Below are 19,774 nucleotides of genomic sequence, written 5' to 3' on the forward strand. Positions count from 1 at the left end.
GATGGTCGATTTCGGACTCATCGACGAATGGAATCCCGCGCCCGGACGAGTGGTGAGCTGGGAGGCGACCTCCGCCGCGCGGGCCGCGGCCGCCGCCGCACCGATACACAGCGCGCCGCCGTCGCATCAGCAGGAGCATTATCTGAGACAGGCGCATCGTACTACCGGTACCGGCTACCGGGGTTCCGGGTTGTGCCTGGTCACCGCGGAGGTCCCCGCCGTGCTCGACCGCGCGGCGATGACCCTGGCAGTCAACGAATTCCTCACCCGGCACGATACTTTCCACAGCTGGTTCGCCCTCGAACCCGACGGCGCACTGCGGCGGCATCTGATGGCACCCGGCGAGATCGAATTCGCGCCCGTCGATCACGGGCCGATCGACGACGCCGCGGCGATCCGGGAGCTCGCCCAGACACGCACTCCCGGCCCCACCCGGTGGGACTGTTTCACTTTCTGGGCCGTCGAACACGACGAATCCACCACCGTGTTCATGGCGATCGATCATCTGCACACCGACGGTGTGGGCCAGCACATCTCGTCGTTCGAATTGGCCTGCCTGTATGCCAAGCACGCTTGGGACCAGGCGCCACCCATCCTCCAGCCCGCCGGCTACACCGAGTACTGCGCCCGCGAACGCGCCGCCTCGGCCCGGCTGTCGCTCGGCTCCCCCGAGGTCGCGACCTGGTTGCGGCTGCTGCGCGGCAACGACGGCGAACTGCCGTCGTTCCCGTTGGATCTCGGACTCCGCGACGGCGGTACACACCACAGTGCCCATCGCACGGTCACATTGTTCGACGAGGACGCGGCGGCTCGTTTCGAGAAGGTCTGCCGGGACAACGGCGGCGAGTTCGCCGGTGGGGTGTTCGCCGCGGCGGCGCTGGCCGAACGCGAACTCGCCGACAGCGACTACTATTTCGGCATCACACCGCTCAACACCCGGGCCACGTTCGAGGAGATGGCCTCCATCGGCTGGTATGTGGCCCTGGTTCCGGTCGCGTTCCCGATCGGGACACGTGCCACGTTCGAACGGACGGTGGCGCGGGCCCAGCGGGCCTACGAGAACGGTATGCGGCTGAAGACCACGACTATCCACCGGGTGCTCGAGCTGGCGCCGGCCGATAGCGGTATCGCGGTCGGGCCGAACTGGTCCAACCCGATGATCTCCTATGTCGATGCCCGCGATTTCGCCGGTAGCGAGTTCTTCGATATCGCCCGCAGCGGTCTGTACGGTAATCGCGCGCCCAGCGAGGAAGCCCTCATCTGGGTCAACCGGCTGCCGGCCGAAACCACGATCAGCGTGATATACCCGGACAATCCCGTCGCGCACGAGTCGGTGCGGCGTTATCTGGACACACTGGGCCGGATCATCCGGGCAGCCGCGACCGAACGCGGGTAGGCCGGATCTCAATCCACCGCGAGGGCTTCGACGATCGGCATCCGCGCCGCCCGCAGGGCAGGCGGTATGGAACCGAGCAGTGCCAGCAGCAGGGCGACCACCCCGTAGACCACCAGCAGCGGACTCGGTTCGTAGACGACGTCGATGGTCATCGCATGGCCGATGGCGATCGCGGACAGATACTGCACGGCGGCGCCGACGAGCAGGCCGAGGACCGCACCGATCACCCCGATCCCGGCGGCCTCGGCCAGTACCGACCGCAGCAGGAAACGACGGCTGGTACCCATCGCCCGCAGCACCCCGATCTCGCGGCGGCGGTCCAGTACCGACAGCATCAGGGTGTTCAGTAGCGCGATGGTCGCCACCAGCACGACGATCCAGAGAATATTCGTCGCCAGCGCGGTTCCTTGGCGCAGGCTCGCCGAGGTGGCCGCGACGGCTTCCCGGCCGGAATCGATATAGAGCTCCGGCGGCACCACCCGCCGGAGTTCGGCACGGACGGTTTCGGGGTCGGCTCCGGGGGCCAGGTCCACGGCCAGGGTGGTCTCCCCCGGCCGTTGATACCAGCCGCGCATCCGGTCGAGATCCATCATGATCACGCCGGCGATGGCGGAGAAGTACGGGATCACCTGCAATACCCGGACCTCGTGGCGGCCCGACGGCGTCGGCAGGGTCAGGGCGTCGCCCGCAGCGACATTCAATGACCGGGCGACATCCCGGGAGATCACCACGCCTTGACCGGTGACGAGCAGGCGGGCGGTTTCCGGGCTGATCTCCGAACTCAGCCTCGTATTGTCGGAGGCTGCCGGGAACCCCTGCAGCAGAACCCGGCCGGCCCCGACACTGGCGAACGCCAGCTGCGCCGGATTCACCGCCGCCACACCGGGTACCGCTTCGAGTTGTTCTTCGAGGCCGTCGGGGAGCAGCGGACCGGTCGGGAACTGCGCCATGGATCCCGGGGTGACCCAGAAGTCGGTCGCGGCCAGGTTTTCGAAACTTGCCCCGGCCGAATCGACCACGTTGCGGGTCGCGCTGCCGGTGGACACGACGGCCGCCACCCCGATCAGCACCGTCATCGCGGTGGCCCAGACCCGCCGCGGTGCGCGTTCGAGGGTGGTGGCGCCCAAAGCGCCGGGACCACCGAACATTCGGGCGATCGCTCCGGCCGTGCGCACGATCGGGCCGGTGGCCGCGAAACACAGGGCGATAGCGGCACCGAAGGACAGTGAGATCGAGGCCAGCGACCATATCCCGAAATCGGTTTCGGCAAGGTAGATCGCGGCGCCTACCATGAACAGGCCGAGGATCACCGCTACCCAGCGCAGCGCCGGGCGCACGGTATCGGAAGCCGCGGCCCCCACCGGCACCAGCGCCTCGATCGGCTGTACCCGGTACACCGCACGGGCCGCGAACGCCGACGCCGCCACACTGGCCAGCACACACAACGCGATGGCGACAGGGACCGCATAGCCGGGCAGCTGATACTCGGTACGGGCCTCCACCGATTGCAGGATGGCGGCGGGCAGCTGGTCGATGGCGATCCGCCCCATGAGGATTCCCGCACCCGCGCCGAGGATGCCTCCGAGTATTCCGACCAGTACGGCCTCGGCCAGCAGGTCACGCACCATCGGTGCGCGGCGGCCGCCGAGCGCCCGCAGCAGCGACAGGGTGGGACGCCGCTGGGCGATCGCCATCGCCATCGCGTTGTAGATCAGGAAGGCCGAGACCACCAGCGCTGCCGCGGCGGCCATCAGGGTGGAGTAGCGGATGATCATCACCGCACCACCCGCCTGGGCGGCGCGCAGCCCCGGATCGGCGACCACCGCCCGGCCGGCGACGGTATCGGTCAGGGCGGTACGCAGCCGTTCGATATCGGTACCGGGTTCGGCGATGACCTGGATGGAATCGAGCTGCCCGGTCCGGCCGGTGAGTTTCTGCGCGGTCGCCAAGGTGGTGGCGATCAGGTATCCGCCGTTGAGTTGTCCGGCACCGTCGGTATCGAGTATCCCCGCCACGGTCGCGGTGCCGGAGCCGAGCGGAAACGTTTCGCCCTCCCGGTATCCCATGGCGGCACCGGTCAGCACGCCGTTGGGAACGGTCAGCAGTTTCGCGGCATCCGAGCCCAGCGATCCGGTGAGCGAACTGCCCAGTTCGGCGATCCGGGCATCCGCCCCGACCAGCAGCGCCCGGTCCGCGTCGGCACCGGTCTGCGCACGCAGCATCGGTACCGCCGTCCGCACTCCCGGGGTCGCCGATACCGCGCCCAGCAGTTCCTGGCCGAACCCGGCATCGGTGATACCGCTGATCTCGAGCTGGGCCTCACCACCGAGACCGGCGACGAGTTTGTCCACCGAACCGGTGACCGAGCCGGAGATACTGAACACCGCGACCAGCAACGCCGCCGATACGGCCATGACGGTCAGCGACATGAGGGAACGGCCGCGATGGATCAGCAGGTCACCGATATTGAACAGCCGGAACCGGTCCCGGCCCGCGGCGATCATCGCACTCCCCGGTAGCCGTACCCGTCGCCGCGGCGCACAGCCCTGTTTCGCCTGACGTCCACTCTCACAACCCCGGTCCTGTCCCCGCCCATACGTCCCCGATGCCGTCCATCCTGGTGCATCCGGGCTCCATACGCCATACCTCGCACCGGTTCGGCAGTTCCTCCGATGCCGTGTCCCGGTAATCGGCCGAGCGCTACTCGCGCTCGGCGCGGGCGAACATCTCGAGGTGGCCGCAGCGCACGCACCGATACGTGTCGACCGCACGCCGCGGACGGCCGAAGCGTTTCGCACCGCCGAAGATCCCGCGTTCCAGTGCGCCTTCGATCCAGCGCACATGCCCGCCGGATCCTTCCCCGCGATCCTCCAGGAACCCCGGTTCCAGTTCCGTTCCGGCGCAGTAGGTGCACCGCAATTCCTTCATACGATCATGATCGCCGATCGGTGCGGGTGCGGCCCGGTGTCGTTGCGGCGCCGGGCTCCGGCTGTTCGGCCGATTCCGCCATACCGGCGCTCACGCTCCGAGGGCGCGCGCGAGATGGGGCCAGGAATCGTGCAGATCGTATTCGAACTGTCCCCAGGTGTGTGCGCCGACCGGGCGGTCGATGTGCACGGCACCCACCCCGAGCCGGCCCAGCCGGCCGGCGAAGGCCGAGGTGCAAGCACTGGCGACGGCTTCGACGGGCGGGAAACCCCAGCCGCGGTCGATGGCACCCGGGATGCCCGAGGCGGCGGACAGGTACACGGTTTTACCTGCGAGTCGCGCAGCGTGCCGGAAGGCGTCGTGCGCTTGCCACCCGGGACCGCCGGGCGGACCCCACATATTGCCGGGGTTACCGCCGCCGCGGAGCACCTGCGCGGCGACCATCGCGACCCCGGCCGCGTCCGCCGACCAGGGGCAGCCGCTGTAGGAGGCGACCGCCTGGTAGCGACCGGGTGCCTGGATCGCCAGGTCCACTGCAGAGCCGCCGCTCATGGACACACCGGCGATGGCATTGCGGCCGGTGGTGGCGAACCGGGCGTCCACCACCGTGGGCAGTTCCGCGGTGAGGTATGTCTGCCAGCGGGCGCGGCCGAGCGCCGGATCGTCGGTATGCCAATCGGTGTACATGGTGTATGCGCCGCCGATCGGCATCACCACGTTCACGTTCTTGTCGGCGAAGAACTGACGGACATCGGTATCGTCCCACCAGGAGATGCCGTCGGTCCCGCCACCGATACCGGTGAGCAGGTAGATCGTGGGAGCGGGCCCGCCGCCGGCCGCCGGGATGACCCGGTTGGTGATCACCGTGTTCATCGCCGGAGAGAACACTTCCAGCTGGACGGCCCGCCCGCCGAGGGGCCGCTCCGCATCCACCCGTGGGTTCGGTGTGGCCGCCGCCGGGGGCGGGACGAACAGTGATACGGCGGCGACGAGCGCCGCACTCGATACCGCGAACAAATATTTCCACCGCACCTTTCCCTTGTACCCGTTCTCGCGGCGTAACAACGTCTCGGACAGTTTCCAGTTCCCCTGCGCGGGAATCGACTCCGTTACGGATGGCTGTTGTCGAGCCGCCCGCCGGCCCCCGGCACCGCCGGGCCGCCGTGGTCCGGCCAGCCCAGGTGTGCGGGCACCGGGGCGGCATCGGCGGGTCCGTGCGCGCGGGCCGGGTGCCACCCGGTAGAAAAGAACGGAGGCAGTCAGCCGTGCTCGCGAGCGAACCGCACCTGTTCGCGGACGCGGTGCGACCGGCCGGAAAACACAACTGTCGAGCGAAAGAGCAGGTTCATGGCGTCCTCCACAGCGCGTGCCCAGATCGGGGTCACCGGCCTGGCGGTGATGGGCAGCAATATCGCCCGTAACTTCGCCAAGCACGGCTACACCGTGGCCCTGCACAATCGCAGCGTCGCCAAAACCGATGCCCTGCTGGCCGCGCACAGCGGCGACGGTGAGTTCATCCGTACCGAAACCGTCACCGAGTTCGTCGCAGCGCTGGAGAAACCGCGCCGCGTGCTCATCATGGTGAAGGCCGGGGATGCCACCGATGCGGTGATCGAAGAGCTCGCCGCGGCCATGGAGCCCGGCGATATCATCATCGACGGCGGCAACGCCCTCTACACCGATACCATCCGCCGGGAAGCGGCGCTGCGCGAGCGCGGCCTGAACTTCGTCGGCGCCGGTATTTCCGGTGGTGAGGAAGGCGCCCTCAACGGGCCCTCCATCATGCCCGGCGGTCCGGTCGAATCCTATGAATCGCTGGGTCCGCTGCTGGAGTCGATCGCCGCGCAGGTCGACGGCACGCCGTGCTGCACCCATATCGGTCCCGACGGTTCCGGGCACTTCGTGAAGATGGTGCACAACGGTATCGAGTACGCGGATATGCAGCTGATCGGCGAGGCCTATCACCTGTTCCGCGCCGCCTTGGACCTGGATCCGAAGCAGATCGCCGATATCTTCACCCAGTGGAACTCCGGCGATCTGGAGAGCTACCTGGTGGAGATCACCGCCGAGGTCCTCGGGCGGGTGGATGCGAAAACAGGTAAACCCCTGGTCGATGTGATCGTCGATGCCGCGGAGCAGAAGGGGACCGGACGCTGGACAGTGAAATCGGCGCTCGATCTCGGTATCCCGGTGACCGGTATCGCCGAGGCGGTGTTCGCCCGGGCACTGTCGGGGTCGCGGGCCCAGCGCGCCGCCGCCAAAGATCTGGCCGCGGGCGAACTCGCCGCCAAACCGGCCGATATCGCACAGTTCACCGAGGATATCCGGCAGGCCCTGTACGCCTCCAAGGTCGTCGCCTACGCCCAGGGCTTCGATCAGATCGCCGCGGGGAGCGCCGAGTACGGCTGGGATCTGAAGCCCGGCGATATGGCCACCATCTGGCGTGGCGGCTGCATCATCCGCGCCCGCTTCCTGAACCGCATCAAGGAGGCCTACGAAACCGATCCGGCGCTGCCGAGCCTGATCCTGGCCCCCTATTTCCGCAGCGCGATCGAAACCGCGATCGACAGCTGGCGCCGCGTGGTCGCCACCGCGACCCTGCTGGGTATCCCGGTACCGGCGTTCGCGTCCTCGCTGTCGTACTACGACGCCCTGCGCGCGCAGCGGCTGCCGGCCGCGCTCACCCAGGCGCAGCGTGATTTCTTCGGCGCGCACACCTATGAGCGGGTTGACGCCGAAGGTAAGTACCACACGCTGTGGAGTGAAGACCGGTCCGAAGTCCGGACCGGCTGAGTACCAGGTGCCGGGCGGATCGGTCCGCCCGGCACCACCCCACCCTTGACTCCGGTCATATGACCAGTTGCAATGGGCGTGTGAGCTACGACACGATCATCCACGGTGGCCGCTGGTTCGACGGCACCGGAGCGCCCTCGGCGATCCGGCATCTGGGTTTACGCGGCGACCGGGTCGTGGCCGTATCCGAGACCCCGCTCGACGACACCGGATGCCCGGAGGTGGTGGACGCCCGCGGAAAATGGGTGCTGCCCGGGATGATCGATATTCATACCCATTACGACATCGAAGTGCTGAAGACGCCGGCACTGTCGGAATCGGTGCGGCACGGCATCACCACGGTGCTGCTCGGTTCGTGTTCACTGTCGACCGTTCATATCGATCCCACCGGGGCCGGCGATATCTTCGGCCGGGTAGAGGCCATCCCCCGCCACCACGTGATCGACACCCTCGACGACACCAAGACCTGGAATTCGGCAGGCGAATACATCACCGCACTCGAACGGCTGCCGTTGGGCCCGAATATCGCCGCGATGCTGGGCCATTCCGATATCCGCGCTGCCCGGATGGGCCTGGACCGGGCCACTCGTAAAGAGGTGCGGCCCACCCGTGCGGAGCTCGCGGATATGGAAGCCGCACTGAGTGCGGCGCTCGACGCCGGGTTCGTCGGGATGTCGGCGCAGCAACTGCTGTTCGACAAGGTCGACGGCGAGACCTGTCGCTCCCGTACCCTGCCGTCGACCTACGCCAAGGCCCGGGAACGCCGGCGGCTCAACGCGATCCTGCGCCGGCGCGGGCGCGTCCTGCAGGGTGGTCCGGATATCACCTCGCCGCGCAGTCTGGGGGCGATGATCTTCAGCAGTCTGGGGATCGGCCGCAAACGCTTGAAGACCACGCTGCTGTCGGCCGCCGATATCAAGGCCAACCCGTTCGCGGTCGTGCTGATCGGGACACTGGCTCGCCTGGTCAACGGGCTCGGCGCGAATTTCCGCTGGCAGCATCTGCCGGTGCCGTTCGAGGTGTACGCCGACGGAATAGACCTGGTGATCTTCGAGGAGTTCGGTTCCGGTGCTGCGGCGCTGCATCTGGCGGACCGGGTCGAGCGTGACGCGCTGCTGGCCGACGAGAGTTACCGTCGCAGATTCCGCAAGGACTACGACGCGAAGTTCGGATTGCGAGTGTGGCATCGCGATTTCTTCGACGCCGAGATCGTCGGCTGTCCCGATGAAACCGTTATCGGGAAGACATTCGGTCAGGTGGGTGCCGACCGGGGTGGTGTGCATCCGGTGGATGCCTTCCTCGACCTCGTACTCGAGCACGGGACGACACTGCGCTGGCGCACCACCATTTCCAATCACCGCCCGGAGATCCTGGACCGTTTCGCCGCCCACCCCGGAATCCAGCTGGGTTTCTCCGATGCCGGTGCGCATCTGCGGAATATGGCCTTCTACAACTTCGGGTTGCGGTTCCTGCGCCGGATGTACCAGGCCGAGCAAGCCGGCCGGGCGGTGATCCCGCTGGAGCGCGCGGTGCACCGCCTCACCGGTGAACTCGCCGACTGGTACGACATCGACGCCGGACATCTGCGGGTGGGTGATCGCGCCGATCTGGCGATCGTGGATCCGGCCCGGCTCGACGATTCGCTCGACGGCTACGCCGAGAGCCCGGTCGCCCAGTACGGCGATCTGTCCCGGATGGTCAACCGCAACGATGCCGCAGTGACGGCGGTGTACATCGGCGGCCGTTTCGTATTCGGCAGCGGATCCGCCGATCCGGTGCTGGGCACCGAGCGCACGGGGCGGTTCCTGCGGGCCGGGCGGCACTGACCCCGGGGCCGCTGTCGCGGCGCCCCGCCCGGTTCAACGCCGGTTCTCGGGGACGGCGAAGGATTCCAGCCCGAAACTGCGGAGGGTCCGGATCAGCTTCTCGTATCGGAACCGGTTGTAGGCCAGTGGCTGGAGCAGCAGGCGGTCGGGCAGGTTCCGCCAGGCCCATTGCAGCAGCCGGGCGTAGAGCGCGAATTCCTGGTCGTGGCGCGGTTTCAGTTCGAACCCGGTCAGCTCCTGCACCCGCGGATGCATCACTTTGGACGAGCACACCTGGATCACATGGCCCGCGACCGGTCGCACCACCAGCCACATCGGGGTGAGTGCCCGCCGGGCAGGCGACGGAAGCCCCAGGGTGGGCAGCGGAAGGTGGGTGAGGCCGGCGAATTTCTCCACCAGGAACGGGTTGGCGCGGAGTTCCTCGGCCGCCATCGTGTCGTAGTATTCGCGGGCCTCCGCCAGGTCTGCCGGCAATTTGCCTGCGGCGCTGGGAAGTTCGAGATCGGCAAACGCCTCACGCAGCAGCTGGTAGGCCGCTTCCTCCTCCTCCGGCCGCAGTTCGGTACCGGTGCAGGGGGTGAAGGTGTTCAGTACGACGAAGATGCCACTCACCGCGATCCATTTCCACGTGAACGGGCTCAGTGCACTGTATTTCACCTCGCCGAAATCCTGGGTTCCGGTGCCACGGACATCGCGGTGCCGCAATTTGAGCCAGTCGGCCTCGGCGCGGCGGTCGTCGGAATCGCCCCACAATGCGATCATCGCCGAGGCTCCGCTGCGGACGCCGCGGTCGGCGAAATTGGCAGCGAACCGGCCGGTGCGGTCCACCGAGGCAGCCACCGGCACCAAGGCGACCTGGTCGAAGGCCGCTCCGGCGAAAACACCGGTCAGGACGCTCCCGGAATGCTTACGGAATTCCCGGAGGACCTCGGGCCGAATCCGCGGGTCGGTGGATTTTTCGGCGGTGCGCACCGTTGCGTTGTTCGCCATTTCGTCACCTCGGACAGAGTGGAGAATGATAGTTAAACTACGTTCAGACTATCACCGAGGGCGTGCGCGGGCCACTAAACCGAGCCCCCGGGCGATCATCGCGCCACGTCGCGGGCCGGTAGGCTGACGCAAATGGAGACCGCTGCGCCGTGGACCGAACTGCAGCAGTTGGATACCAGATCACGCGGTATCGTCGACGCGGCCCGGGACTGTTTCGCCGCCGAAGGATTCGACGACACGACCATGGTCCGGATCGCCGAAACCGCCGGTGTCGGCGTCGCCACCGTATACCGGCGGTTCGGCACCAAATCGGCCATCCTGCGCTACGCGCTGATGGCCGAATCGCAACGAGTCTCGACGATCGTGGCGGACGCGATGCACCGGTCATCCGGCCCGGTGGGTGCGCTGGCGGATATGTTTGCCGCGTTCGTCAGCGAGGCCACCGCACCGCTGCTGCTCACCCGCCGTCTGCGGTCCTCGGGCGGCGCGGGGCAGCTCACCGATTTCCTGACCGGCGACGATGCGGTCCTCCAGGGCCGTGACCTGGTGGCGCGTTTCCTGACCTATTGGCAGCAGCGTGGGGAGCTCGGCGATTTCGATCCGGAGGTGGTGGCCGAGTTGTTCGTCCGGCTCACCATTTCGTTCATCGCGAACCCGCGCGGGGTGCTCCCGCTCGGCGATACCGAGGCCGCGCGGGAATTCGCTCGCCGCTACCTCGCGCCGCTGATGTACCCGCGCTCCGGCCACGACTGAGCCGGTATCGGTCAGGCCGGCACCAGGGTGACGGGTACACCGTTGAACACCGCATTGCCGGACGGTATGTCGAGTACCGAATCATCGGTCAGCGTATTGGCGTTCACTCCGGGGTTCCCGGCCGCCACTTGTTGCGCGCTACCGGCATGCCCCCAGCCGTGCGGCAGGCTCACCACCCCGGGCATGATCGTCTCGGTCGGTTCCAACGGGACAGTCAGCGAGCCGGTGGCCGATTTCACGATCGCGTGATCACCGAGACCGAGACGGGCGATATCGTCGGGATGGATCTGCAGCGTACAGCGATTGGTGCCGCCGACAAGCCGGTCCACATTGTGCATCCAGCTGTTGTTCGAGCGCAGGTGACGCCGGCCGATGAGCACCAGCTCGGCCGGCGCCACCGCCGAACCGGCATGCAGCCGCTCGATATCGGCCAGCAGCAACTCGGGTGCGAGTTCGACCTTTCCGGAGGCGGTCCGCAGCACCTCGGGAAGGCGGGGCCGCAGCGGGCCGAGGTCGATGCCGTGCGGATTGTCCAGCAGAGTTTGCAGACTCAGCTCGCCGCCGTTCCAGGCACCATAAGGACCCAGGCGCAGCATCAGATCCAAGCGCTGTTCGGTGGTGGTGGCGCCGAGCAGATCCGGACGGCGCTGGGCGAGACCGGCACGCTGCAGCGTATCGGCGATCACGAATTCGTCGAAGGCGGCGAGCGGATCGAAATCCGCGGTGGGATTGTGCGGCTGCCCGCTCACCGCCGCGCCCAGCCGCACATACACCGCCGCCTCGGAAGGCTGGTCACCGAGCGGTACCAGCGGCGGCGAGTACCGGGCGTAATTGCGGACCGCGAACTGCAGCAGCGCAAAATCGTAGTGCGGCGACTGGACCGGGCGGGGCGGGGGCAGGATCACATCGGCGTGCCGGGTGGTCTCGTTAAGGTAGCGGTCGACGCTCACCATGAATTCCAGCCCGGCAAACGCCCCGTCCATCCGGGAGCCGCTCGGCGCGGACAGTACCGGATTACCCGCGATAGTGATCAGGGCACGGACCTGCCCCTCACCGGGTGTGATGATCTCGTCGACGAGGGTCGCGATCGGCAGTTCGCCCATGGCCTCCGGCAGCTGCCGGACCCGGCTGCGCCACCGGCCCGGACGGAAGGGTTTGGTCCGGACGATGCCGCGCGCGGCGGCGGTCGCGAACATGACCCCGCCGGGCCGGTCGAGATTACCGGTCAACGCGTTCAGTACATCGACCAGCCATTGCGTGAGAGTGCCGAATTCGGCTGTGCACGTCCCGATCCGGGCATACACCGCGGCGGTGGGCGCGGCGGCCAGTTCACGTGCCAGGCGGCGCACGATATCGGCAGGGACACCGGTCCGCTGGGCCACCAGTTCCGGCGGGAAATCCGCCGCCGCGGCCCGCACCTCGTCCAGACCGTTCGCCTCGACGGCGATATCGGTGAGGTTCTCGGCGAACAGGGTGTGCACGATTCCGAAGAGGAGGTAGGCGTCGGCGCCGGGGCGGATGAACAGATGCTCGTCGGCGACGGCCGCGGTCCGGGTGCGCCGGGGATCCACCACGACCAGCCTGCCCCCGCGTTCCCGCAAGGCGCGTAAACGACCCGGGAAATCCGGGGCGGTACATACCGAACCGTTGGATTCGAGCGGGTTGGCGCCCAGCATCAGCAGATAGCCGGTGCGGTCGAGATCGGGCACCGGTACGGCCAGCGGGTCACCGAACAGCAGACCGCAGGCCAGCTGTTTGGGCATCTGGTCGGCGGTACTGGCGGAGAACAGGTTCTTCGTACCGAGCGCGCGAATCACCGCCGGGGCGTACAGAGTGCCGGCAACGGTGTGGGCGTTGGGATTGCCCAGGTACAGCGCGACCGCCTGGTTGCCGTGCGCGGATTTGATCGCGGGTATACGTTCGGCGATGAGATCGAAGGCCTCGTTCCAGCTCGCGGTGCGCCAGGCGCCGGTTGCCCGGTCCCGGATCAGCGGCTCGGTGAGGCGATCGGGGTCGCTGTCGAGGCGGCCGAAGCTCGCGCCTTTCGGGCAGAGGAAACCGGCGCTGAACGGGTCCTGTTTATCGCCGCGGACCGTGGTCACCCGATCGTCGGCGTCCAGGGTGAGTTCGAGACCGCATACCGCCTCGCACAGCGGGCAGGTGCGCAGGAGGTTCCGCGAACCGGTCGCGGAACCAATAGGAGACGTAGGTCGGGCCATGACTCCATCATGGCCCCACGGCACCGTCCTCGAGGAGTATTCCGCCGTTTCCGCGGATATAACTGCCGTACCCTGCCCTCAGTCAGTTCTGTCCTGATCATCCCGGGCGACGACTCGGCCGACGCCCGCATGGCAGAGGTACCGGCAACTCCCCGCCCGGGCATCGATCCTTGCGCTTGCACGTCCGGAGCGGGTCCTGGGACTCATCGCGACGAAACCGGCGGGCTGCTCGGGACGGCCGAGCGGTGGCATCGGCCCGTTCCGGGTGCCTGTCAGCGCGTTCCCGCCGACAGGGTCCGGCACGCTGCATCACACACTGTCAGAGGTGCACCACACTGTTCGCCCCGGCCGATTCCCGGGCGGCCTCGAGGATTTGCAGACCGGTCAACGCATCGCGCGGGTCGACCGGGATCGGTGCGCCGTCGAGTACCGCATCGGCCAGTGCGCGGTAGAAGGCGAGATAGTCGCCGGGCAGGGTCGGAAAGGCCGCTCCTTCCGGTTCCGCGCCGAGGATTCCGTACTGTTCGGGTTCCACGGTCCCCCAGGGTTTTCCGTCGCCGGGGCGGCGGCCGCTGCGTAGCGCGGCCTCCTGCGGATCCATCCCGTACACCTCGTAACCGGCCTCCTCCCCGAGTACCCGGAAACGCGGACCGAGCCGCGGCGCGACCGCGCTGGCCCATAGATGCGAGCGGACTCCGCCGGTATGGGACAGCGCCAGGAAGATATCGTCGTCGGTGCTCACCCCCGGGCGCCGGGAGTCGAGTTCGCAGTAGACGGCGCCGACCGGGCCGAACAGTGTCAGTGCCTGATCGACGAGATGACTACCCAGGTCGTAGAGGATCCCGGCGGCGTCGGCAGCGGTACCCGTCTCGCGCCAGCCGCTCTTGGGCACCGGCCGCCAGCGTTCGAACCGGGATTCGAAACGGCGCACCTGTCCCAGCCTGCCCGACCCCACCAGTTCGCCGACCGTCCGGAAATCGCCGTCCCACCGGCGGTTCTGGAACACCGTCAACACGCCGGCGGATTCCTCGGCGTACCGGATCACCTCGGCGGCTTCGGCAGCGGATACCGCGAACGGCTTGTCCACCACCACGGAGACGCCCGCGGCGAGCGCCCGCAATGCCAGATCGGCGTGGGTGCGGTTGGGCGCGGCGACGACCACCACATCGATCCCGGACAGATCCGCGAACAACGCATCGGCGTCCGGCAGAACCCGGACACCCGGATGCTCGCGCCGGGCCTGCTCGCCCCGTTCCTGCGAGCCCGTCACCACCGCGGCGACCCGCAGCCGCGGTTCGGCAGCGATCAGCGGTGCGTGGAATACCGCACCGGCCAGGCCGTACCCGATGATCGCGACGCCGAGACTGCTCATACCCGCGACGTTACCCGGCGCCGGCGCTCACCCCGCGGAGGCCAGGAAAGACAGTCGCACCTGCCGATCGGGGTTGTCGACATTCACATCGACGAGGGCGATGAACTGCCAGGTCCCCAGGGCGAGCTCCCCGTCGAGCACCGGAACGGTCGCGTACGGCGCAATGAGCGCCGGCAGGACATGGGAACGGCCGTGCCCGCGTGATCCGTGCGCATGCCGCCAGCGATCGTCGGCGGGCAACAGATCCCGCAGGGCGGCCAGCAGGTCGTCGTCGCTGTGGGCACCCAGTTCCATGATGGCGACACCGGCGGTCGCATGTGGGACGAAGACGTGCAGCAGTCCGTCGCCACCCGCCCGCCGCACGAATTCCGAGCATTCACCGGTGATATCCCGGACCGTCTCGGTGTTCCCGGTGCGTACCGCGATCAGTGTGCTCCGCATATCCGCAGCGTACGCGGCGACAGTTCCCCTCGACCAGCGTGCAGGCAGTGTGCCGCAGCGCGCTGAGCAGGTGCCTTCCGAGCGCCGCGACGGTCGGGGCGCCGACCGTTCACCGCCCCCTCGAGCGCTGGTCATCGCAGGTCCGGGCGAGCGCTGCTGCGTCGAACGGCCGATGGGCCGACCCCAGGGATTCGGGTCTACGCCGTCAGATCGCTGTTGCCGACCGCGACCGCGCGCAGCCCTTCGTCCGAGGTCTCCTCGATCGCGTTCCACGGGTATCCGGCCGAACTCCACCGGCAGCTCCCGCGCGACGATACCCGGTTTCCTATGGCGGACCGGGTTGGTGCCGCCACCGAAGGACGCCGGACACGCCCGCCTACGTACCGGGGCGATCACACGGTGCGCTGCGGTACCGCGGTCCGGCGATCCGCGTAGCGGTCGGCAATCCGGGCCAGAATCGGCGAACAGCCGGCGTCCACTGTGCGCATGGCCAGGTCGTCGCTGCGGGTGGGGCCACGGTTGACGATCAATACCGTGCCGCCGCGGCGGGCGACGCGGTGGACGAAGCGGCGGCCGGACCACACGGTCAAACTGGACCCCGCGACAAGAACCACCTCGGCCGCGTCCACCAGTGCATAGGCCGCGGCCACACGGTCCGGCGGCACATTCTCGCCGAAGTAGACGATATCCGGCTTCCACAGTCCGCCGCAGTATTCGCAATCCACCATGCGGAAACCGGCGATATCCTCCACCACCGCGTCCGCGTCCGGGGCGACCTCGAGGCCGGTCACCGAGGAGACGGCGAAACCGGGATTGACGCGTTCCAGCCGTTCCGCGAGCGCCATCCGGGAGATCCGGGCATTGCAGGAAAGGCACCGGACCTGTGCGTAGCTGCCGTGGAGGTCGATCACCCGCCGGCTGCCCGCTTTGGTGTGGAGGAGGTCGACATTCTGGGTGATCACACCGGCCACCACGTTGTGACGCTCGAGTGCGGCCAGCGCGCGATGCCCGTCGTTCGGCCGGGCAGCGTCCATATACCGCCAGCCCACGTGATTACGGGCCCAGTACCGCCGGCGGAATTCCGGATCACCCACGAACTGCTGGTAGGTCATCGGATTACGCGGCGGCGAATCGGGGCCCCGGTAATCGGGAATACCGCTGTCGGTCGAGATTCCGGCGCCGGTGAGTACGACCACTCGCCGGTTCCCGATCAGGGCGACCAGTTCATCGGCTGCGTCCTCGCCTACCGGGCGACCATCACTGAGCACCGCCGTATCGGACATGCTCCCGAGGGTACGGGTCTCCCGGCGCGGTCATATCGTCCGCCGTCGACAGGGTGCTGCGCCGCAGCGGCGCGGCCGCGATGTGCGCGAGCCGACCGGGAATCAGGTCTGGAGACCGGCGAGTTTCCCCGCTTCCGCGTCGAGTCCGAGCATCGCGAGGAGGTTCCGGCAGTCGGCGGCATCGGTCGAGTGTCCGGCGACGATCCGCGCGGCGACGGCGCTGCGACGGGCGACCTCCGCCCGCTCGGCGCTGCGGATCTCGGCGAATTCGGCCAGTTCGGCCTCGGGTAGCTCGTGATCGACAGGGGTGGGGCGGCTGGATGTGCCAGGCATGGGTCTCCTTCGAGGTTGCTCGAAGCCTACGCTGCCCGCGGGTGCGGCACAGCCCAACCGGGAAACATCCGGCGCCGCCCCGTGCGTGGTAAACGACGGGCCGGGGTTCGCGGGGCGGCACTTCCCCGAGGGTTGTTACCGGAGTACGGTGCGGCGGGATCCGGCAGATCCACTGCGCGGTCGCCGATTCCGGTGAGTGCCGATCGATTGCCGAAACAATGGCGGGTACCGAATACGGACGTGGCGAATCGCCACCGGAGTCGCCCGAAACCGGATTGTCTCCAATACGCCTTTGTCGCTTCTGGGGCCCTTGTTTTATACGACATAACTCCTCTAAATTCACTCCCTGCACGTTCACCATTCTGGAATGCCCGCGTTCCGCAGCCGAGCGGCCGGGATTCCGTGCAGCGAGGAGGTCCCGGTGGAGATCGACCACTTCAGCCACGGCTGGCTCACCCCCGTGGTCGCGTACGTCATGTCGTTCACCGGGTCGTTGCTGGGGCTACGGTGCATGAGCCGGGTGCGCAGCGGTTCGATTTTCGACGGCTGGCTCATCGCCGCGGCCGTCGCCATCGGCGGCACCGGAATCTGGGTTATGCATTTCATCGCCATGCTGGGATTCCGGATCGACGGAGCGGCCATCAAATACGACGTCCCCATCACGCTGGCCAGTGCCCTGATCGCGATGATCGTCGTCTGGTTCGGACTGTGCCTGGCCCAGCAGCGCAGGCTGGGCAACCGCGGCCTGCTGATCGGCGGCGTGGTAACCGGCCTCGGCGTGGGCGCCATGCACTACGCCGGAATGTACGCCATGAAAACCGATGTGGCGATCGGCTACGACTGGCCCACCGTCATTCTGTCGATGCTCATCGCGGTCCTCGCCGCGACCGCCGCGCTGTGGTTCACCCTCAACGTGCGCGGCACCCTCGCGACTCTCGGCGCCGCCCTGGCGATGGGTATGGCCGTGGCCGGAATGCACTACACAGGAATGTTCGCCATGCATATCGGCGATCAGCAGCACCATATGCCGCCGTCGGGCGCCGGAGCCGCCCAACTGCTCACACCGCTGATCGTGAGTGTCAGCCTGGTGACCGTCGGCATGCTCTTCCACCTGGGTCTCACAGAGGTGGGCGGCACAACCCCCCTCACCCGACGACCCGCCACCGAGAACTATTGGCCGACCCGGGACTGAACCTCCGCCTCCAGTGACCGGTATGCATCACGTGACGTAATCACGTCACCACAAAATTCGGCCGAGCGTTCGGTGCGCAGCGCCACCCTCCAGCGAGCAACCCCGTTCCCGGTGGCCGCCGCGCAACCCGGCGCCATCGGGCAACGGATACCTCATCGGCGCCACGACTCGAGCCGGGGCGCAGGCTCAGTCGCCCTGCGATGCCCACTAGGCTCGAAGAGTGCGGCAGCGGATCATCGTGGATGTAGATACCGGCGTGGACGATTCTCTCGCCCTGCTGTACCTGCTCGCCAGTCCCGACGCCGAGATCGCCGGCATCGCCGCCACCGCCGGTAACGTGCCCGCCGGCCAGGTCGCGATCAACAACCTGGCCTGGCTCGACCTGGTCGATGCCCCGGATATCGAAGTGGCGCTGGGCGCGACCGATCCGCTCAAGATACCACTGCGCACCACCGAGGACACCCACGGACCGCAGGGCGTGGGCTACGCCGAACTCCCCGCCCCGGCCCGCCGGATCTCCGACCGCAGCGCGGCGCAGATGTGGGTCGATCTGGCGCGAGCGCATCCGGGGGACCTGCTCGGCCTGTGCACCGGACCGCTCACCAATCTCGCCCTCGCACTACGGATCGAGCCCGAGCTCCCGCGGCTGCTGCGCCGGTTGGTGATCATGGGCGGGGCGTTCAACCATCCGGGCAATACCACCCCGACCAACGAGTGGAACATCCACGTCGATCCCGAAGCCGCGAAAATCGTTTTCGACGCTTTCTCCGCCGCACCCGCGCATCGGCGACCGGTGGTGTGCGCACTCGATATAACCGAAACCATCGAGATGCGACCCGCACATCTCACACGGCTGGCGAGCCGGGCCGGGAGCTTCCCGATCGAGACGGTCACACCGGCGGACCCGCCCGCAGCGCGGTCGGCGGCGAGCAATCCGATCATCCGCCACGTCACCGACGCCGTCCGCTTCTATTTCGACTTCCACCACGGCTACGACCTCGGCTATCTGGCCCATATGCACGATCCGTTCGCGGCTGCCGTGGCCCTGGACCCCACGCTCGCCCGGACTCGGCCCGCGACGGTGGACGTCGAGCTCGCCGGCACTCTCACCCGCGCCACGACCGTCGCCGACTGGGCGGGCATGTGGGGCCGCCCGCCCAACGCCGATATCGTCGTCGCCACCGACCCGGACCGGTTCTTCGACCGGCTCATCACCCGGATCGGCGACTATGCCCGCGCGCGCTTCCCCGCGGCCGTCGGCGAACACACGCTCACTGCGGAATCGGGCTGACTCGGTCCTACGACAGCACCCGACCCGACCCCAGGAGGACAAGCCAGTGACCACACCCGGTGGCTCCGAGATCCCGGCCGACGAGGAGTACCTGACGCAGTTGCGGCAGCGCCTCGACCTGCCCGGGCTGATCGATGTGCACACCCACTTCATGCCGCACCGGGTCATGCGCAAGGTATGGGCATACTTCGATTCGGCCGGACCACTCATCGGGCGCCCGTGGCCGATCACCTACCGGGACGAGGAACCGGTCCGGCTGGAGACGCTACGGCGGTTCGGGGTTCGCGCGTTCACTGCCCTGGTGTACCCGCACCGCCCGGATATGGCGGCATGGCTCAACGACTGGACGGCGAAATTCGCCGCAGAAGTCCCGGAATGCCTGCATACGGCGACGTTCTATCCAGAACCCGCCGCAGCCGAATACGTCACGGCTGCACTGGAACAGGGCGCACAAGTCTTCAAGGCACATATCCAGGTCGGCGCCTACGACCCCCGCGACCCGCTGCTGGAACCGGTGTGGGGTGCGCTCACCGACGCACAGACACCGACGGTCATCCACTGCGGCTCCGGACCCGCACCCGGTACGTTCACCGGCCCGGAACCGATCACCGAGGTACTCCGTCGTTTCCCGCGGTTACCGCTGATCGTGGCTCATATGGGTATGCCCGAATACCGCGAGTTCCTCGATCTGGCCGACCGCTATCCCGGTGTCCATCTCGATACCACTATGGCGTTCACCGATTTCGCCGAGGAGGGCAGCCCCTTCCCCTCCGATGCCCGGAAACGGCTGGCCGATTACGGCGACCGGATCATGTTCGGCAGCGATTTCCCGAATATCCCCTACCCGTACCGCCACGCCGTGCAGGCGCTGGAACGTCTCGACCTCGGTGACGACTGGCTGCGCGCAGTCTGCTACCGCACCGCCGCAGAGCTTTTCGCTCTCGCCTGAATTCCGGT

The 19,774-nt window shown here is 67.8% G+C and carries 16 protein-coding genes; 7 read left to right on the plus strand and 9 right to left on the minus strand.

The annotated features are described in order from the left end of the window. Nucleotide 1 precedes the first annotated feature (1 nt). Entirely contained in the window at nucleotides 2-1,396 is a 1,395-nt protein-coding gene (locus NFL01S_RS02995; RefSeq protein ID WP_062971093.1) for a condensation domain-containing protein, read from the plus strand. A gap of 8 nt (nucleotides 1,397-1,404) precedes the next feature. Here NFL01S_RS02995 and NFL01S_RS03000 read toward each other — a convergent pair whose 3' ends face one another. From NFL01S_RS03000 to NFL01S_RS03010, 3 genes are all read right to left on the minus strand, one after another. Further along, nucleotides 1,405-3,900, minus strand: a complete 2,496-nt coding sequence (locus NFL01S_RS03000) for an ABC transporter permease (RefSeq protein ID WP_062971095.1) — start codon at nucleotides 3,898-3,900, stop codon at nucleotides 1,405-1,407. 196 nt (nucleotides 3,901-4,096) lie between these two features. Then, entirely contained in the window at nucleotides 4,097-4,324 is a 228-nt protein-coding gene (locus tag NFL01S_RS03005) for a hypothetical protein (protein WP_062971097.1), read from the minus strand. 90 nt (nucleotides 4,325-4,414) lie between these two features. Then, nucleotides 4,415-5,356, minus strand: a complete 942-nt coding sequence (locus NFL01S_RS03010; RefSeq protein WP_062971394.1) for an alpha/beta hydrolase — start codon at nucleotides 5,354-5,356, stop codon at nucleotides 4,415-4,417. A 315-nt stretch (nucleotides 5,357-5,671) separates the two neighbouring features. On the opposite strand from NFL01S_RS03010, the gene gnd reads away from it, so the two are divergent. Next, on the plus strand, nucleotides 5,672-7,117 hold the full coding sequence (gene gnd, locus NFL01S_RS03015; RefSeq protein ID WP_062971099.1) for an NADP-dependent phosphogluconate dehydrogenase: 1,446 nt from the start codon (nucleotides 5,672-5,674) through the stop codon (nucleotides 7,115-7,117). Nucleotides 7,118-7,197: 80 nt separating this feature from the next. Continuing rightward, entirely contained in the window at nucleotides 7,198-8,943 is a 1,746-nt protein-coding gene (locus NFL01S_RS03020; RefSeq protein WP_062971101.1) for an N-acyl-D-amino-acid deacylase family protein, read from the plus strand. 33 nt (nucleotides 8,944-8,976) lie between these two features. Here the strand turns inward: NFL01S_RS03020 and NFL01S_RS03025 are convergent, their stop codons facing one another. Further along, complete coding sequence (locus tag NFL01S_RS03025; protein WP_062971103.1) at nucleotides 8,977-9,933, minus strand: oxygenase MpaB family protein; 957 nt, start codon at nucleotides 9,931-9,933, stop codon at nucleotides 8,977-8,979. 132 nt (nucleotides 9,934-10,065) lie between these two features. Here NFL01S_RS03025 and NFL01S_RS03030 point away from each other — a divergent pair, with 132 nt between their 5' ends. Then, nucleotides 10,066-10,686 carry a TetR/AcrR family transcriptional regulator gene (locus NFL01S_RS03030; protein WP_062971105.1) on the plus strand — a complete coding sequence of 207 codons (621 nt, stop codon included), beginning with the start codon at nucleotides 10,066-10,068 and terminating at the stop codon, nucleotides 10,684-10,686. Nucleotides 10,687-10,697: 11 nt separating this feature from the next. Here the strand turns inward: NFL01S_RS03030 and NFL01S_RS03035 are convergent, their stop codons facing one another. The 5 genes from NFL01S_RS03035 to NFL01S_RS03055 form a co-directional block, all read right to left on the minus strand. Then, on the minus strand, nucleotides 10,698-12,905 hold the full coding sequence (locus tag NFL01S_RS03035; RefSeq protein ID WP_062971107.1) for a molybdopterin-dependent oxidoreductase: 2,208 nt from the start codon (nucleotides 12,903-12,905) through the stop codon (nucleotides 10,698-10,700). A gap of 319 nt (nucleotides 12,906-13,224) precedes the next feature. Continuing rightward, nucleotides 13,225-14,277, minus strand: coding sequence for a Gfo/Idh/MocA family oxidoreductase (locus NFL01S_RS03040; protein WP_062971109.1), 1,053 nt, complete (start codon nucleotides 14,275-14,277; stop codon nucleotides 13,225-13,227). Nucleotides 14,278-14,304: 27 nt separating this feature from the next. Further along, a complete protein-coding gene (locus tag NFL01S_RS03045; protein ID WP_062971111.1) occupies nucleotides 14,305-14,718 on the minus strand; it encodes a YjbQ family protein in 414 nt (137 codons plus the stop codon). 392 nt (nucleotides 14,719-15,110) lie between these two features. Then, nucleotides 15,111-16,001: a Sir2 family NAD-dependent protein deacetylase gene (locus tag NFL01S_RS03050; protein ID WP_062971114.1), complete on the minus strand. Its 891-nt coding sequence runs from the start codon at nucleotides 15,999-16,001 to the stop codon at nucleotides 15,111-15,113. A 102-nt stretch (nucleotides 16,002-16,103) separates the two neighbouring features. Further along, complete coding sequence (locus NFL01S_RS03055; protein ID WP_033246186.1) at nucleotides 16,104-16,334, minus strand: hypothetical protein; 231 nt, start codon at nucleotides 16,332-16,334, stop codon at nucleotides 16,104-16,106. Nucleotides 16,335-16,701: 367 nt separating this feature from the next. Between NFL01S_RS03055 and NFL01S_RS03060 the strand changes: the two genes are divergently transcribed. The 3 genes from NFL01S_RS03060 to NFL01S_RS03070 all read left to right on the plus strand — a co-directional run bounded on the left by NFL01S_RS03060 (nucleotide 16,702) and on the right by NFL01S_RS03070 (nucleotide 19,766). Continuing rightward, entirely contained in the window at nucleotides 16,702-17,526 is an 825-nt protein-coding gene (locus tag NFL01S_RS03060; protein WP_062971116.1) for an MHYT domain-containing protein, read from the plus strand. Between the two features lie 220 nt (nucleotides 17,527-17,746). Next, complete coding sequence (locus tag NFL01S_RS03065) at nucleotides 17,747-18,817, plus strand: nucleoside hydrolase (RefSeq protein WP_062971118.1); 1,071 nt, start codon at nucleotides 17,747-17,749, stop codon at nucleotides 18,815-18,817. A 46-nt stretch (nucleotides 18,818-18,863) separates the two neighbouring features. Then, nucleotides 18,864-19,766: an amidohydrolase family protein gene (locus tag NFL01S_RS03070; protein ID WP_371851758.1), complete on the plus strand. Its 903-nt coding sequence runs from the start codon at nucleotides 18,864-18,866 to the stop codon at nucleotides 19,764-19,766. Nucleotides 19,767-19,774 lie beyond the last annotated feature (8 nt).

Source organism: Nocardia flavorosea NBRC 108225 (genome assembly GCF_001613385.1).
GTDB lineage: Bacteria > Actinomycetota > Actinomycetes > Mycobacteriales > Mycobacteriaceae > Nocardia > Nocardia flavorosea.

What these genes read in the sequence shown, in the direction of transcription:
- NFL01S_RS02995 (WP_062971093.1), top strand. Translation starts at nt 2, where the DNA reads ATGGTCGATTTCGGACTCATCGACGAATGGAATCCCGCGCCCGGACGA.
- NFL01S_RS03005 (WP_062971097.1), bottom strand. Translation starts at nt 4,324, where the DNA reads ATGAAGGAATTGCGGTGCACCTACTGCGCCGGAACGGAACTGGAACCG.
- NFL01S_RS03045 (WP_062971111.1), bottom strand. Translation starts at nt 14,718, where the DNA reads ATGCGGAGCACACTGATCGCGGTACGCACCGGGAACACCGAGACGGTC.
- NFL01S_RS03060 (WP_062971116.1), top strand. Translation starts at nt 16,702, where the DNA reads ATGCCCGCGTTCCGCAGCCGAGCGGCCGGGATTCCGTGCAGCGAGGAG.
- NFL01S_RS03025 (WP_062971103.1), bottom strand. Translation starts at nt 9,933, where the DNA reads ATGGCGAACAACGCAACGGTGCGCACCGCCGAAAAATCCACCGACCCG.
- NFL01S_RS03055 (WP_033246186.1), bottom strand. Translation starts at nt 16,334, where the DNA reads ATGCCTGGCACATCCAGCCGCCCCACCCCTGTCGATCACGAGCTACCC.
- NFL01S_RS03035 (WP_062971107.1), bottom strand. Translation starts at nt 12,905, where the DNA reads ATGGCCCGACCTACGTCTCCTATTGGTTCCGCGACCGGTTCGCGGAAC.
- gnd (WP_062971099.1), top strand. Translation starts at nt 5,672, where the DNA reads ATGGCGTCCTCCACAGCGCGTGCCCAGATCGGGGTCACCGGCCTGGCG.
- NFL01S_RS03030 (WP_062971105.1), top strand. Translation starts at nt 10,066, where the DNA reads ATGGAGACCGCTGCGCCGTGGACCGAACTGCAGCAGTTGGATACCAGA.
- NFL01S_RS03000 (WP_062971095.1), bottom strand. Translation starts at nt 3,900, where the DNA reads ATGATCGCCGCGGGCCGGGACCGGTTCCGGCTGTTCAATATCGGTGAC.
- NFL01S_RS03040 (WP_062971109.1), bottom strand. Translation starts at nt 14,277, where the DNA reads ATGAGCAGTCTCGGCGTCGCGATCATCGGGTACGGCCTGGCCGGTGCG.
- NFL01S_RS03050 (WP_062971114.1), bottom strand. Translation starts at nt 16,001, where the DNA reads ATGTCCGATACGGCGGTGCTCAGTGATGGTCGCCCGGTAGGCGAGGAC.